The 15,696-nt window shown below is 43.4% G+C and carries 10 protein-coding genes; 7 read left to right on the top strand and 3 right to left on the bottom strand.

The window, feature by feature from the left end; genetic code table 11:
- Nucleotides 1-45: 45 nt before the first annotated feature.
- Nucleotides 46-1,656 (bottom strand): glycerol kinase GlpK, encoded by a 1,611-nt coding sequence (glpK, locus tag DXK30_RS06115; RefSeq protein ID WP_114700934.1) that lies wholly within the window; start codon nt 1,654-1,656, stop codon nt 46-48.
- A 542-nt stretch (nt 1,657-2,198) separates the two neighbouring features.
- Here glpK and DXK30_RS06110 point away from each other — a divergent pair.
- The 5 genes from DXK30_RS06110 to DXK30_RS06090 all read left to right on the top strand — a co-directional run bounded on the left by DXK30_RS06110 (nt 2,199) and on the right by DXK30_RS06090 (nt 8,575).
- Nucleotides 2,199-3,857, top strand: a complete 1,659-nt coding sequence (locus DXK30_RS06110) for a TolC family protein (RefSeq protein ID WP_114700933.1) — start codon at nt 2,199-2,201, stop codon at nt 3,855-3,857.
- 102 nt (nt 3,858-3,959) lie between these two features.
- Nucleotides 3,960-4,826, top strand: coding sequence for a YihY/virulence factor BrkB family protein (locus DXK30_RS06105; protein ID WP_114700932.1), 867 nt, complete (start codon nt 3,960-3,962; stop codon nt 4,824-4,826).
- A gap of 48 nt (nt 4,827-4,874) precedes the next feature.
- Nucleotides 4,875-6,074 carry an HlyD family secretion protein gene (locus DXK30_RS06100; RefSeq protein ID WP_114700931.1) on the top strand — a complete coding sequence of 400 codons (1,200 nt, stop codon included), beginning with the start codon at nt 4,875-4,877 and terminating at the stop codon, nt 6,072-6,074.
- Nucleotides 6,075-6,077: 3 nt separating this feature from the next.
- The gene (locus DXK30_RS06095; protein ID WP_114700930.1) at nt 6,078-7,385 is read left to right on the top strand and encodes an ABC transporter permease; all 1,308 of its coding nucleotides are present in this window, start codon (nt 6,078-6,080) and stop codon (nt 7,383-7,385) included.
- Nucleotides 7,385-8,575 (top strand): ABC transporter permease, encoded by a 1,191-nt coding sequence (locus DXK30_RS06090; RefSeq protein WP_114700929.1) that lies wholly within the window; start codon nt 7,385-7,387, stop codon nt 8,573-8,575. Before DXK30_RS06095 ends, DXK30_RS06090 begins: the two co-directional genes overlap by 1 nt.
- A 103-nt stretch (nt 8,576-8,678) precedes the next feature.
- Here the strand turns inward: DXK30_RS06090 and sthA are convergent, their stop codons facing one another.
- Both sthA and ppsR read right to left on the bottom strand, forming a co-directional pair.
- On the bottom strand, nt 8,679-10,328 hold the full coding sequence (gene sthA / locus DXK30_RS06085; RefSeq protein WP_114700928.1) for a Si-specific NAD(P)(+) transhydrogenase: 1,650 nt from the start codon (nt 10,326-10,328) through the stop codon (nt 8,679-8,681).
- A gap of 151 nt (nt 10,329-10,479) precedes the next feature.
- Nucleotides 10,480-11,376 (bottom strand): posphoenolpyruvate synthetase regulatory kinase/phosphorylase PpsR, encoded by an 897-nt coding sequence (gene ppsR, locus DXK30_RS06080; RefSeq protein WP_101205440.1) that lies wholly within the window; start codon nt 11,374-11,376, stop codon nt 10,480-10,482.
- Between the two features lie 702 nt (nt 11,377-12,078).
- Between ppsR and ppsA the strand changes: the two genes are divergently transcribed.
- A complete protein-coding gene (ppsA, locus tag DXK30_RS06075; protein WP_102091300.1) occupies nt 12,079-14,463 on the top strand; it encodes a phosphoenolpyruvate synthase in 2,385 nt (794 codons plus the stop codon).
- A gap of 114 nt (nt 14,464-14,577) precedes the next feature.
- Nucleotides 14,578-15,558 (top strand): RDD family protein, encoded by a 981-nt coding sequence (locus DXK30_RS06070; RefSeq protein ID WP_114700927.1) that lies wholly within the window; start codon nt 14,578-14,580, stop codon nt 15,556-15,558.
- The last annotated feature ends 138 nt before the right edge of the window (nt 15,559-15,696 follow it).

Raw genomic sequence — 15,696 nt, 5'->3', positions numbered from 1 at the left:
TAATTATAAATGTACAGCCATGATTAATTTACTAAGTAACCAATCTTATAACGGCATCAAAGACCTTTTAATAGCTTGTTGCCATTTAGCAAGATGTCGCTCACGAGCATCAGCCGACATGCTTGGTTCAAACACGCGATCTACTTGCCATGAAGCTTTCATTGTCGATTCGTCATATAGCCCTGTCTTTAAACCTGCGAGGAGTGCTGCGCCCTTCGCCGTAATCTCTGTATCTCTAGGACGTAATACCGGAACACCTAGCAAATCTGCTTGGAACTGCATGAGTAAATCATTATTTGCAGCGCCACCATCTACTCTCAGCTCAGTCAAAGGATGAGGGCTGTCCTTTTGCATAGCGATAAGCACATCATAGGTTTGGTAAGCAACGGCCTCCAATGCAGCGCGAGCAATATGTGCCTTAGTAGTGCCGCGGCTCATACCAGTGATGCTAGCGCTGATATCCGAACGCCAATAAGGTGCACCCAATCCAGTAAATGCAGGTAATAGAACGACATCTTCGCTACTGTCTACTTGACGAGCTAAGTCTTCGACATCACTACTCTGTTGAATCATACCCAAATTATCACGCAGCCATTGAACGATAGCCCCTGCCATAAAGACACTGCCTTCTAAGGCATAAGTGACTTCCTTTTTGGGTGGCTGTAGCATGCGTTTGCCTGACTGTACGATTTGGTCAAATGATAAATTGTCCGGACGAATTGCTGAGGTTTTGCGTTGCCACGCGATGGTGGTTAGCAGCTTATGCTCACTCAACTTTGGCTGCTGCCCAATATTCATTAGCATAAAGCAGCCTGTACCGTAAGTGTTTTTGGCCATACCTGCATCAAGGCAACCTTGTCCAAAAAGCGCTGCTTGCTGATCACCCAATACTGCTTGAATGGGTATTTGCTTTGCAAACAGGCCTTTTTTAGTTTTGCCAAAATCGCCGTCGGACGGTAGCACTTTAGGCAATATATTCATAGGTATGGCGAAGCGGTCACAGAGTGTCTCTGACCATTCCAGCTTATGGATATCGAATAACAATGTGCGAGAAGCATTGGTCACATCAATGACATGCTCCCCACCTGTGAGCTTATAAATCAGCCAACTATCAATCGTGCCGACCGCTATCTCACCTCTGCTGGCTCGTACACTCAGCTTCGGGTTGTTTTCGAGTAACCAAGCAATCTTACTGGCACTAAAATACGGATCTAAACGCAGACCTGTAATACGCTGTACTTCATGTGCCATATTGACACTATCAACGCCTTGATGCACAGGGTCATTCATGCTATTGGTAGCGCTTTCAGCAGCAAGCGTCTTACAGTAATTTGCGGTACGCCTATCCTGCCAAATGATGGCGGGAGCCAGTGGCTTACCAGTTTGCTTATCCCACATCACAATCGACTCACGCTGATTGGTAATCGCGATACTGGTAACGTCAGTGGCAAGCAGCCCTGCCCGATTAATAACATCGTGTGCACAGCTAATCTGAGTTTGCCAAATCTGCTGTGCATCTTGTTCAACGAACCCAGCTCTTGGTGTTTGCAGCGTCGTTGGCTGTTGTACCATTTTGATAGGACGCGCATGATCATCGTACAATATTGCTCGACTCGATGTGGTCCCTTGATCCAACGCTAAAATATACCCTGCCATGACACACCCTCTGCTAATATTATTTATTCTGTTTGATAGCCATTTAGTGACTATTCATTGACTGCTACTTATTAATTGCTACTTATTGACTGATGCTTATTGAGCGCTTTCTACTCGTTAATTACTGCCTAAATGCTTTAACAATAAAATTAAAAACAAAATCTATTTAAAAATAAATCGCTTGTATCTAAAACGTCTTATTACCTATGTTATTACTTATAAACAGATATTTAAAAATTAAATCAATCCTCTATCATACCGCTACTGGTCGCACAATAGAAAACGGCAAAATACTGAGCATTGACCCGTCACCATTGTGGCTCTACAGTGTACCTCTTATGACGAATGACCGCTTGTTAGCACTTTTAATATAGACGTATTTTTATATTAGAATAAGAATGATTTATTTAAGCATCATTTTTTCGCTAGCTGGCAAATAGTCTATAATAGTTCAGCGACTTTATATCCTGAGCAATGAAACCTATCGGTGCTGTTCCTTATTTTATAATACCTTACATTCTAATTAATGGCTTATGTGACTTATGAAATTCATTTTATCAGCGCTACCGACTGCTATGATGACAGTTGCAGTCATGAGCGTGCCTGTCATGACTTACGCGAGCACTGACACTGACAGTATAGAAGTGTCAGATGATGTTACACCAGTGGCTGTGACACAAATCATAGATGCTGATAGTCCAACTGATAATAATAAACCAGCTGTAGCGCCTTTTCATACAGTACCAAGCCCTCAAAACGCTGAGTCGCAGGCATTGTCTACGCTTGTTGACCCTATTACACATAAAACAGTTGATAACAGCTACGCACTAGACGTCTCAAGCTTTTTGAGTTTAGAGCAAGCGCAGAAGCTGCTGGTACAAGTATCACCTAAAATCGCTGCCAATCAAGCAGCGATTGCCGCTAGCGAATACCAAACTGACGCGCTAAGAACTATCGACAATCCGCTCGTATTTGCTCGAGTATCTGCCAGTGCCTATCATTTAGATGAGGATATAGATTTATCTTCTCTTAGGAGCGGTATCGTCAACGAAGTAAACAATGGGGTAGATAATATAGTCCCTCCTACAGCAGACTTACCAGATTTTGGTGAGCTGGTTGGTGAGCGTATTCCCGACTCCTACAACCTCAAGCGCTCAGGCTCTACATCAGGCGCAGGTCTTGGAGTCGTTTGGCCTATTTATACTGCTGGACGTACAGACGCATTGACTGGCGCCTCGGATGCACGTACACAAGAAGCGATGGCTGATAGCGTACTGGATAAAAATGAGCTTTATAATACGTTAATTGAGCGTTATTTTAAGGCACAGCTAGCGATTATCGCTGCTTACTTACGAGAAGACGCTTACGATACATTGCAGCAAACCGATCATATGGCCGAGCGTCTGTTTGAAGAAGGTTTTATCTCACGTGTCGATAGACTAGAAGCACAGTCGGCGCTTGCGGATGCCAAGAGTGAATCCGTCAATGCCAATAATGACGCGCGCCTAGCTATGATTGCGCTACAGCGTCTACTACGTACCGACTACCGTATCAAACCGACCACGCCTTTGTTTGTCTCTAGTCGCCCTCTACCAGATGTGAGCTACTTTCAGGACTTGGCACTAAACAACCATCCCGGACTGCAAAAAGTTGCAGCCAAGCGGGCTCAGGCTCAGCAGTTACATGCGCTATCAGATACGGGCTACAAGCCTACGGTGTTGCTATACGGTTATGGTCAGGTAGAGAAAGATCCAAGCTGGGTCGCTGGTATCTCTGCCAGTTGGAAACTATGGGGCGGACTCGATAAAGCCGCATCACTAGCATCTAGTAGTGCCAAAATACGTCAGGCCGATCTCTCTGAGATTGAAGTCAGTGACAATTTATTGCTACTGGTAGAAAAAAACTGGCACGATGTCAATAATGCCCAATCACGCTATCAGGCATTGCAAAGTAATGTTGATTTGGCAGCAGAAGTATTGCGACTACGACGTTTAGGATTACAAGAAGGTGTAAATACTACCGTTGACGTGGTGCAAGCACAAACTCAATCACTTAAGGCACGTACCGAGCAAGCACAGGCTGCTAATGACTATGTACAGTCACTGGCTGCCCTTATGCAAAGCTGTGGTACGCCACTTGCTTTTAATGCTTATCTCAATGCCGCTGACATTCAATTGCCTACTTTATATACTGAACAATGATGTGATGTGAGAAACCATAAGTCGTGCTGATAAACGCTTTGTATTACTATAAAGCCGACATCGAAATTACTATTACCAACCCTATTACGAACAGCTGCTTTTATGAAAAAATTGACCTCTAAATCGATAAAAAACTGGCTACAGACGTTACTAGAAACGTGGCGTATTGCCAATAACTCTAATGTTTGGGCGCATTGCGCAAGTGTAGGTTTCTTTGGATTCTTATCAATTTTTCCAGTGATGGCTGTATTCGTCCTGCTTTATGGTCTCGCGTTTTCTCCTGCCGAAATGCAAGAGCAAATCTCGCTTTTGAGTCAATTTATACCTGATACAGTATATGAAGTGCTCAACTCCCGTCTGAGCGAGTTGGTTTCTACGACTACGTCTGCTCTGACTTTCAGCCTGCTTATATCGTCCTTGCTCGCACTTTATGCGGGTTCTAAAGGTATTAAGTCTTTAATTATTCTTATTAATCTTGCGTTTCATATCACTCAAGAGCGTAGCTTTGTACAAAGCACGATCCGCGCAGTTGGTTTGACCTTTGCAGCAGTAGTCGTATTGATTATCGCGGTCTCCTCTATCGCGATTATTCCTTTGGGAGCCGCCTACTTTCCTTTCCCTCAGATAGCAAAGACAATTGCGCTTTGGAGCAGGTGGCCCATATTGACAGGTATCATATTCTTAAGCTTTTTAGGCCTTTATCGCCTAGCCCCAAATCGTGATGCCGTCGCCCTCAAAAAACTAATGCCGGGCGCTGCGCTGGCAACGGTTTTATGGATTATATTGTCCATCTTATTTTCAATTTATGTGCAAAATTTTAATAACTATAGTGCTGAGTTTGGCGCGCTTTCAGCTGCTGTGGTCATTATGCTATGGCTCTATTATTCAGCATTTATCGTCGCCCTTGGTGCTATTTTTAATTCTGAAACTATAGACAACGCCAAGCCTTATGCGTTTCGAGTGTACTAGTAATAAACCCTTTATTTTCAACTTTGTTGCTTTAGGAATCTCATTGTCATGACAGAATTACCACGCGAATCAGACGACTCAAATAAATCAGCTGATGCAACCGAGTCAGTGACTTCTCAAGATACACAAAATTCAGTCGACCCTGTAGAAGACGTGTCTGATATTGAACCAGAGCAACCGACACCTACTTATAGTCGTGGCGCCTCTAAAACTGACAAATCTGCGCGTATGAAAAAAGGATTACTTGCACTATTCATACTGATTGTCCTTGGTACGATTGCGTACGGCTTATACAAAAGTAATGCGCATAGCGAGCCAGAAGTTATTACGCTGCAGGGTCAAATGCAAATGCAGCAAACGTCGATCGCTGCAAAAGTACCAGGGCGTATTGCCCAAATTATGGTAACAGAGGGTGATACGGTAACAGCAGGTCAGCAATTGGTTGAGATGGATTCGCCTGAGATTAATGCCAAGATTAATCAAGCACGTGCTGGTAAACAAATCGCGCAAAGCCAATTAGACAAAGCAGAAAATGGTGCGCGCCCGCAAGAAATCGCCCAAGCAAAAGCCGCTTGGCAAGCCAATAAAGCCGCGTCTGACTTGGCAGAAAATACCTATCAGCGTGTCAATCGCCTTTACGAAGAAGGACTGATGGCGCGACAAAAGCGCGATGAGGCGTATGCGCAATATCTCGCTACTCAAGACCAAACCGAAGCAGCCCGCTTGCAGTATGATCTGGCGCTAGAAGGCGCACGTACTGAAGATAAGTCAGCGGCCACTGCACAAGTCGCACAGGTCGATGCAAAACTTGATGAGGCGTTAGTAGCAAAAGAGGAAGCGAACCTAAGAAGTCCTATCGCTGGTATCGTTGATAATGTCATCGTGAGTGCTGGAGAAGTCATCGGTCAAGGGGTTCCGCTCCTGACGTTGGTGGATACCAATGACCAATGGGTGGTACTTAACGTCACTGAGTCTTACTTAAATCAATTTGCTATTGGTCAGACATTTACGGGTACTATCCCAGCACTGTCATCAGCGGATAAACCTTATACAAAACAATTTACCGTCTATGCGACATCGACTCTATCAGACTTTGCCACTTGGCGTCCGACCAACAACGATGATGGTTTTGATGTGCGTACTTTTGAGGTAAAGGCACGACCCTCTAAGCCCGATGCCCGTATCCGCTCAGGTATGAGTGTGGTCGTACGTATCAATCCTACTCCTGTCAATCAGAACCAAGAGTAAGCCATGCACTTGACTAAGTTAAGTGAGGCTTTTTTACGCAGTGCAGCCTACGAGCGCCGTTTTTTGGCAAAAAATCATTGGGACTTTAGCATGGTGGTATGGATACCACTGGCAACGGTGCTGCTAATATGGTGGATATTTTCACAGACTCAAATTACCGATTTGCCTATCGGAGTCATCGATCAAGACAACAGCGCTGTTGCCAATACTGCCGTCCGTTACTTAGAGGCCAGTCCTACTTTGACGGTCAGACAGCTGTATTACTCCCAAGCGGATGCAGAGGCTGCCATTTTACAGCGCGATATTTACGCTGTCGTCATTATCCCAGAGGACTTTTCTCGTAATATCTTATCGAGCCAGCCTGCTCCGTTGACTCTACAAGTTAATGCACAGTACGGTACGCACTCTGGTATTATTCAGGCAGGTGTCCAAGCGGTCGCTAGTACATTATCCGCAGGTGTAGAGATCAAGCGATTGGTCAAACAAGGCGTAGCGCCATCACAAGCGATGACGGCTTATGCGCCTATCAGTGTGCAGCGTATTAGCTTATTCAATGCTGCGACCAATTATCAGCAGTTTTTGGCTTCGACCGTCATACCTGCCTTATTACATATATTGGCAATGGTCATTGGCGCAACCACGATTGGCCGCGAGTTACGTGATAAGAATATCGGTCGCTGGTACCGTTTTATTGATACAGGAAAGCCTAATCTAACGTTATCCAGAGCCTCAGAAACATCATCTTCGCTATCAACCAAACAAAATAGCAGCTATAACAAAGCATCATCGAATGCAAAAATGCCCAATTCGGTCAGCCTATCAGTTTTAGTATTTGGTCTATTGGGTAAATACTTTTGGCCAATACTGGCATATAGCTTGTGGTCAGCGTTGATATTGTGGCTGGCAACGTCCAATCAGAATATAAATATTATGTCTCTTTTGGCAGTCTATGCTGGGTTTTTGTGCCTGATGGTCCTTTCGTTTTGGTTAGGTGCTATTTTTACTTTAAATTCTTTTTCATTACGTATGGGTCTATCGACTACTGGATTTATTTCAGCGCCTTCTTATGCCTTTGCCGGTGTTACTTTTCCTTATATTGCGATTAGTGATAGCGCGCAATATTGGTCAAATGCCCTGCCGCTAACGCATTATCTCAAACTCCATATTGCACAGTTACAAATGCAAGCACCGATCGCCATCTCGCTACCTATCGTCTATGGCCTTATGCTTGCGGCCATAATAGCGCTAGTACTTGCAGCACTATTAACCAAACGCGCATTGGCGCATCCTGAACGTTGGGGAGCACGCTAATGTCTGCACAATCAAATAATACACACTCAAAAGCTACATCAACCGACACTCCGGCATCACACAGTTTTTGGAGCAGCTTTATTCAAACTTTCAAAGACGTCTTTGGCGATAAAGGCGTACTTTTGATGTTGATTATTGCCCCTATTATCTATGGGTTTTTCTATCCTTGGCCTTACTCGTCTGAGGTGGTCAATCATGTGCCAGTAGGTATCATTGATCATGATAACAGTAACTTATCGCGTACTCTCGTACGCTATGCGAGTGCTAGCCCATACCTAGACACTGAACGATTTATCAATGAGCAGGCTGCCAAAGAAGCCATATGGTCAGATCAAATTGCAGGCTATATGGTGATTCCAACTGGTCTTGAAGAACAAGTTCAGTCCGGAGAGCAAGCACACGTTAGCGTACTGGGTAATGGCGGTTATTTTATTTTAAATAAAAACGTCCAACTGGGTTTCTCTCAAGCGGTAGGTACGGTATCCGCCGGCATAAAGGTAAAGAAAAGCATTGCGAAAGGCGCTTATGCACCTACCGCAGCACAGAATACGCAAGCTGTACCGCTACGGATTATGCCACTGTATAACCAAACTGAGGGCTATGGTGCTTATGTCGTACCTGCTGTCTCTGTTATTATCTTACAGCAGACACTTTTGATGGCGACAGCAATGCTGATTGGCACATGGTATGAGCAGCGCCGTCATAGTACCAGTATACGTGGCTGGCTAGGACGTATTGGGGCTTTGAGCTCGCTTAGCTTTATCGTTGGCTGCTTTTACTACGGGTGGGCGTTTGAGCTACATCATTATCCACGCGGACAAAACATGCTTGGTACGCTGCTGTTTTTGGCACTATTTTGTCCGACAGTCGCAACGCTCGGCTGCGTGCTCGGATTATGGTTCCGGCAGCGTGAGCGCAGTATGCAGATCTTAATTTTTATCTCCTTACCGATATTCTTCTTGAGCGGCTACCCTTGGCCAGCAGACCAATTGCCTCAAGTATTACAAGTAATACGTTGGCTAGTACCGACTACGCCTGCAATTAACACCTCTGTGCAGCTTAACCAAATGGGTGCCAGTGTCTCTCAAGTCGCTATAGGATTTTATGCGTTGGCTGGCTTGTGGTTGCTCTATTTTGTTTTATTGCTATTTTTACGCAAGCGTATTCCGCAACGAAAAGCCTACTTGTAAACCTTCAAATGAATTAAACCTATGAGCATAAAAAAAGCGCCTGCACTATTAATAATATAGTAGTAGGCGCTTTTTTTATTTATACGATATTAATAGCGGTAGTTTAAAACACTCGGTTCAAACCATTCAATGCTGCCACACGGTATGCTTCTGCCATCGTGGGATAGTTGAAAGTCGTATTTACAAAGTATTCAAGCGTATTGTTACTCTTGCACTTCATCACTGCTTGACCGATGTGGATAATCTCTGAAGCGTGGTTACCGTAGCAATGGATACCTAGAATCTCTAACGTATCACGATGGAACAATATCTTTAATACGCCCGAACGTTCACCAATGATTTGTGCACGTGCCAGATGTTTAAAGAACGCCTGACCCACTTCATATGGGACTTTTTCATCCGTAAGCTCTTGCTCTGTCTTACCAATACAAGAGATTTCAGGAATCGTATAGATACCAGTCGGCACACTAGATACTGGCTCGGCATCACTATCACCAACCATAAAGGCAGCAGCACAGCGACCTTGGTCATAGGCAGCAGAAGCTAGTGATGGCCAACCGATTACGTCGCCCGCCGCATAGATATTGTCGACGTCCGTACAGTAAGTGTCATCTACTTTTAACTGACCACGGCCGTTTGCTTTTAGCCCAATGGCTTCTAAGTTCAAGCCTTCAGTATTACCTGAGCGACCATTTGACCAAAGGATGGCATCAGATTTGATGCGCTTACCACTCTTTAGGTGCAAGACTACATAATCATCATGAGTCTCAAGATGATCAATCTCTTCGTTACTACGGATAAGTACACCGAACTGTCTAAAGTCATGCGCGATGGCATCACTGATTTCGCTGTCTAAGTAATTAAGCAATTGATCTTGGTTATTGATTAGATCAACTTTGTAGCCAAGACCAGTAAAGATAGACGCGTACTCACAACCAATTACCCCTGCACCATAAATAATGATTTTTTTGACCACATAATCCATTTGCAAGATTTTGTCAGAGTCAAAAACGCGTGGATGGTTAAAGTCTAAAATCTCAGGACGGTAAGGACGACTACCGACAGTAATGATGGCTTTATTGAAAGTGATGGTTTCGTACACATTTTCATCGACTTCAATACGTAGCGTGTGGGCGTCAATGAAACTTGCCCAACCTTGGATGACTTCAATACGGTTGCGCTCATAAAAACGTGTGTGGGTACTGACTTGACGACGAATAACTTGACGCGCTTTGGCGAGTACTTCATTTAGCGGTACTTGCTTATATTCCATCGCCTTGGTAAACATCGGATCGCGGCGGAAGTTAATCAAGTTAAATACAGATTGGCGCAATGCTTTACTTGGAATCGTACCAACGTGAGTAGAGTTACCCCCTACTTGATCACGCGGATCGACGACCACGACTCTTTTACCAGACTTGGTCAGCTTCATGGCAGCGGCTTCACCGGCAGGGCCCGCCCCTAAAACAACGGCATCATACTCATACTCATGATCGTCACTTTTTAGACGACGAGAGTCTTTGGTAAAACCAGATTTAATATCGATTCGTGTGTCATCGAGCGGATTCACTAAGTCAGGATGATGCATGACATCATCAGTCACTTGCTCGTGAGTCTGCTCTATCTTTTCTTTTTTGTTCTTACCTTCGGTATGTTCAGGGCTTGGCACGTGTCCGCTAGATTTATTTGATACTTCGGTATAAATATCTTTACCAGTATCGTTGGTCTCGTCGCTTGCACTTTTACTTACCATGATGTCCTCTTTATTTGTCGATTCTATTTATATATTTATGTACGAGTTAATATTCTTAAATTTGGGCAAGTTATTGGAATTGAGCCCACCATAAGCTATGAGTGTAGTTTTTACAATATTGACATAGAGTAACTACTACAAAAGCCTCTAATTAACCAATACGGCGTTTGAGACCTGTCATCTGCAAAATACGCGTGGCAATCTCTTCAACAGACATCTCTGATACATCTAAGCTTGGAATGCCATGCGTGATATAAATACCCTGAATCGCGCGCTGCTCTTGCTGACATTGCTGATAGCTAGAATAACGACTGCCTGCACGGCGCTCTTGACGGATTTTTACCAAGCGATCCGTATCGATGAGCAAACCAAACAATTTGTCTTTGTGCTCACGTAATGCTTTCGGCAACTGATTGTCGTACAAATCATCTTCAGTCAAAGGATAGTTAGCCGCTCGAATACCGAATTGTAATGCTAAGTATAAAGAAGTCGGCGTCTTACCAGAGCGCGATACACCCACCAAAATAATATCGGCTGCATTATAGTGACGAGTACGCGCACCATCATCATTGTCTAAGGCAAAATGCACTGCATCAATACGCTCTTTATAGGTTTCAGAGTCGACATCGTCATGTGCATGCCCTGAATGACCATCTGGCTCCACGCCAGTTTCTTCTGCAACACGGCCGATCAGACCTTCATACATATCCAAATTACAGCTGTGTGCCGAGTTAATTTTTTCACGAATCTCTGGATTGACGATCGTATCAAACACCAATGGCAACGAACCATCGCGCTGATACGCCATATTGATTTGTTCAACCGCATCTTCTGCACGCTCTAAGCTATCGACATATGGCAATACTCTTGTCTCAAAAGGAACTGAGGCAAACTGACTCAAAATAGCGCGTCCAAGTGTCTCAGCCGTAATCGCTGTACCATCTGAGATAAAAAACGCCGTTCTAATGGCTTGTGAGCTGTCCAAGTTTAGCGCATGGCGATTTTGGATAGTGGACTTAACTTGTTCAGATGGATTACTTGAGTACATATCGTTGACACCTCGGTTGAAAACTCAATAGTGACCTTCATTTAGTTTTTGGTATAGATCTTAGTAATAATTCGGACTTGGTAAGCATTTATCTTTTACTAACTATTAATAGCATTACTTTGACTATCATTAATAGTGTGGCTTTTACTTAGATTTTTATAGTTACCTTTATAACTCGTATAACTAAGTTTTATAACTGCCTTCTTAAAACGAGCCTTTTTTAGCACCTATACCGCACATTTATCATGCAATGTGCATCAACTATCTATGCGCTACATTATACGCATATTAGCCTCTTAATAGAAATCAATGTTACAGGCGTACACTTAGCACCAACATTGTTTTTCATCTTGTTGTCATAGTTAGTTCACCTCTCATTAAGGCGTTTTTTATGGCATCTTCTATATAGGAACATAGAATTGAAACATAAATTATAGAAATACTCTAAATATGGCTCATTTGAATACGTCTATTTTATGCAGTAATAGGCTTTTGAAACCGTATAACATCGTCACTAGCAATGAGATTTTTTATCTGAGTAAATACGAAACTTGATTAGACTGGCCCTGATTTATGTAGCAAACCCCACAATTTGTATATTTTTAACAAGTTTTTTGGTGAAAACCCTCGAAATTGTCCTAATATGGCGGTATAATTCACCGTTATAATCTTTACTAAATAACCTTATTTTCTGGAGTTATCATGGCCGCGCAATCTACAGCACTTGTAATCAATCTTGATCAGCTAGGAAAAGACGACATCGAAATGGTTGGTGGTAAGAACGCTTCGCTTGGCGAAATGATCAGCCATCTTTCTGATTTAGGCGTTAGTGTTCCAGGCGGCTTTGCCACCACTTCAAATGCATTCAACCGCTTTTTGACTGAAACGGGCTTGCTTGACAAAATCAACAGCGAGCTAAAAACACTAGACGTAAATGATGTTAATAAGCTTGCGGCTACTGGTAAAAAGATTCGTACTTGGATTATTGAACAAGAACTGCCAAAAGATCTTGAGCAAGAAGTACGTCAATCATTTGAAACCATGAGCGGCGGCGAAGACATCGCTGTTGCTGTCCGTTCTTCTGCCACTGCTGAAGATTTGCCAGATGCGTCATTTGCCGGTCAACAAGAAACCTTCTTGAACATTCGCGGTATTGATAACGTCCTAATTGCTATTAAAGAAGTATTTGCCTCTCTATATAACGACCGTGCAATCTCTTACCGTGTACACAAAGGTTTTGAGCACGAAGGCGTTGCACTATCTGCTGCCGTACAACGTATGGTACGTTCAGAGACTGGTGCTGCTGGTGTTATGTTCACGCTAGATACCGAAAGTGGCTTTGATCAAGTGGTATTCATCACCTCAAGCTATGGCCTAGGTGAAATGGTTGTACAGGGTGCGGTTAACCCAGATGAATTCTACATCTCTAAGAAATTGCTAGCCAATGGTAAGCCGTCAGTTATTCGTCGTAACCTAGGTAGCAAGCATAAGAAAATGGTTTATGGTGATGAAGGCAGCACAGCTAAATCAGTTAAAACCGTTGATGTTGAAAAACAAGATCGTATGCAATTCTCTTTATCTACTGAAGAGCTAACCTCACTTGCCAAACAGGCGGTAACGATTGAACAGCATTATGGCCAAGCGATGGATATCGAGTGGGCAAAAGATGGCGATACTAACGAAATCTTTATCGTTCAAGCACGTCCTGAGACTGTTAAGAGCCGTCAAGACAGCAACGTAATGGAGCGTTATGTCATCGACACGACTGGCGCAAAAGTATTGTGTGAAGGTCGTTCAATCGGTCAACGTATCGGTTCAGGTAAAGTGCGTATCGTTAGCAACCTAAACGAGATGGACAAAGTAGAAGAAGGCGACGTATTAGTATCAGACATGACTGATCCGGATTGGGAACCAGTTATGAAGCGCGCTTCTGCTATCATCACCAACCGTGGTGGTCGTACCTGTCACGCTGCGATTATCGCGCGTGAGCTAGGTGTGCCAGCTATCGTTGGTTGTGGTAACGCAACTGAGCTATTGGTTGATGGTCAAGACGTAACTGCTTCTTGTGCTGAAGGTGATACTGGTTTCATTTATGAAAGCCAGATTGATTTTGAAGTACAGACTAACTCTGTTGAATCTATGCCAGAGCTAGCATTCAAAGTGATGATGAACGTTGGTAACCCAGATCGCGCATTCTCATTTACCCAAATGCCAAACGAAGGTATTGGTCTTGCACGTTTAGAGTTCATCATCAACCGTATGATTGGTGTGCATCCAAAAGCTTTGCTAAACATGAACAGCTTGCCACGTGAAATTGCGCAGGCAATCCAAGAGCGTATCGCAGGCTATGCGTCACCTGTTGACTTCTATGTTGATAAATTGGTTGAAGGTATCTCAACCCTAGCTGTTGCCTTTATGGATCAGCCAGTGATCGTTCGTATGTCAGATTTCAAATCAAACGAATACGCTAACCTGCTTGGTGGTAAGTTATACGAGCCATCAGAAGAGAATCCAATGCTTGGTTTCCGCGGTGCTAGCCGTTATGTGTCTGATAATTTCCGTGACTGTTTTGAGCTTGAGTGTAAAGCACTAAAACGTGTACGTGATGACATGGGCTTGACCAATGTTGAGATCATGATTCCATTCGTACGTACTGTTGGCGAAGCCAAAGAAGTCATCGAGTTACTTGAGAAAAACGGTCTAAAACGTGGCGAAAATGGTCTACGCGTTATCATGATGTGTGAGCTACCAACCAACGCCCTATTAGCAGAAGAATTCCTAGAGCATTTCGATGGTTTCTCAATCGGTTCTAACGATTTGACTCAGTTAACGCTTGGTCTTGACCGTGATTCAGGTATCGTCTCACATCTATTTGATGAGCGTGATCCTGCTGTTAAGAAACTATTGTCTATGGCTATCGAAGCTTGCCGTAAGCAAAACAAATACGTCGGCATCTGTGGTCAAGGTCCATCAGACCATCCAGATCTAGCGTTTTGGTTAATGGAGCAAGGTATCAGCTCAGTGTCATTGAACCCTGACTCAGTACTAGATACTTGGTTCTTCTTAGCTGGTGAAGAAGCGAAGTAAACCGCTACGTTCAGTCACAGCGGTCATTCACACAGTCATTAAAGATACCACTATTAGGGTCTATTTGATTTTTTCAAATAGACCCTAATATAATGTCCTAAGACATGACTAACTATGCAGGCAATTATGCAGATTTTCCTTGCTCGAAATAACGTACAAGCTGGCCCATATCAGTTGGAGCAGCTGAATATCATGCTGGCATCTGGTGAAGTATTGCTTGATGATCTGATGTGGCATGAAGGCTTAGCTCAGTGGCAGCGCGTAGGTGATCTTACCAATAACCAAACGGTTTATCGCCCGACCAGTGCTAACACGCCTGAAGTAAATGACTCTATCATCAATAACGTGACCGTCTTCCCTGAAGATACCAATAAGGCGAAAGATGATAAGTCAGTATCGTTAGATAGACTATATGGCAAGCCTGAACGTCCTAAAAACGTAAAAGCAGACATGATGACCAATCGTCATCAAACGCCGCACAACAATGTCTCATTAAACAAGTCTATTCTCAAAAAGGCTGTTGCAGACAATGACAAAGTCGTCGGCAACGTGGTACTTGCGCCGATTATGTCACGCATATTGGCGACTGCATTGAATGGCCTACTTTATATATTGGCCATACTGCCGCTAGTAATGGCACTGACTAAGATGGATGTGGATTACACCAAGTTCCAAAACATTCAAGATATGGGCGCCGCCTATCAATATTCCATGACGCTCATGGAAAGCCTTCCTAGTAGCACATTGATGATGTCACAGGTGATGGTCTTTGGTCTATTTGCCTTACAATTGGTATTTATTACCATGCGCGGTCAATCACTAGGCAAGCTGATCACTGGTATTCGTGTTGTGGATCAAACCACGCATCGCCTACCTTCATTTATTAAATTGATTGGTACACGTACGTTATTGTTATTTATTATCTATAACTTACTATTTTCGTTTACCAGCTTTTTAGGCTTTGTGATTATTGCTATCCATTATTACATGGCATCTAAAAGCCCTGAAAACATTGGTTGGCATGACAAACTTGCCAAAACATTAGTGGTAAAAGCAGACAGTAGCCAATTGGTAAAAAAATCAAAACCTGAATAGCAGTATTTTGATTTGGCTATTGGTTTTATAGCTCCTTATACTTAAAAAAGCTGCGTACTATCGCGGCTTTTTTATTTAGCAAAGCCTATTTAGCCTTTATTTATATTTTATTGGCAGTAGCTTAGTGATTAACCTTTG

It is taken from the genome of Psychrobacter proteolyticus (genome assembly GCF_003350005.1).
In the GTDB taxonomy this organism is placed as follows: Bacteria; Pseudomonadota; Gammaproteobacteria; order Pseudomonadales; family Moraxellaceae; genus Psychrobacter; species Psychrobacter proteolyticus.
This window is presented reverse-complemented; position numbering and strand designations above follow the sequence as displayed.

Excerpts from the sequence above, each read along its gene's own strand:
- ppsA (WP_102091300.1), top strand. The coding sequence starts at position 12,079 with ATGGCCGCGCAATCTACAGCACTTGTAATCAATCTTGATCAGCTAGGA.
- glpK (WP_114700934.1), bottom strand. The coding sequence starts at position 1,656 with ATGGCAGGGTATATTTTAGCGTTGGATCAAGGGACCACATCGAGTCGA.
- DXK30_RS06090 (WP_114700929.1), top strand. The coding sequence starts at position 7,385 with ATGTCTGCACAATCAAATAATACACACTCAAAAGCTACATCAACCGAC.
- DXK30_RS06100 (WP_114700931.1), top strand. The coding sequence starts at position 4,875 with ATGACAGAATTACCACGCGAATCAGACGACTCAAATAAATCAGCTGAT.
- DXK30_RS06110 (WP_114700933.1), top strand. The coding sequence starts at position 2,199 with ATGAAATTCATTTTATCAGCGCTACCGACTGCTATGATGACAGTTGCA.
- DXK30_RS06070 (WP_114700927.1), top strand. The coding sequence starts at position 14,578 with ATGCAGGCAATTATGCAGATTTTCCTTGCTCGAAATAACGTACAAGCT.
- DXK30_RS06095 (WP_114700930.1), top strand. The coding sequence starts at position 6,078 with ATGCACTTGACTAAGTTAAGTGAGGCTTTTTTACGCAGTGCAGCCTAC.
- DXK30_RS06105 (WP_114700932.1), top strand. The coding sequence starts at position 3,960 with ATGAAAAAATTGACCTCTAAATCGATAAAAAACTGGCTACAGACGTTA.
- sthA (WP_114700928.1), bottom strand. The coding sequence starts at position 10,328 with ATGGTAAGTAAAAGTGCAAGCGACGAGACCAACGATACTGGTAAAGAT.
- ppsR (WP_101205440.1), bottom strand. The coding sequence starts at position 11,376 with ATGTACTCAAGTAATCCATCTGAACAAGTTAAGTCCACTATCCAAAAT.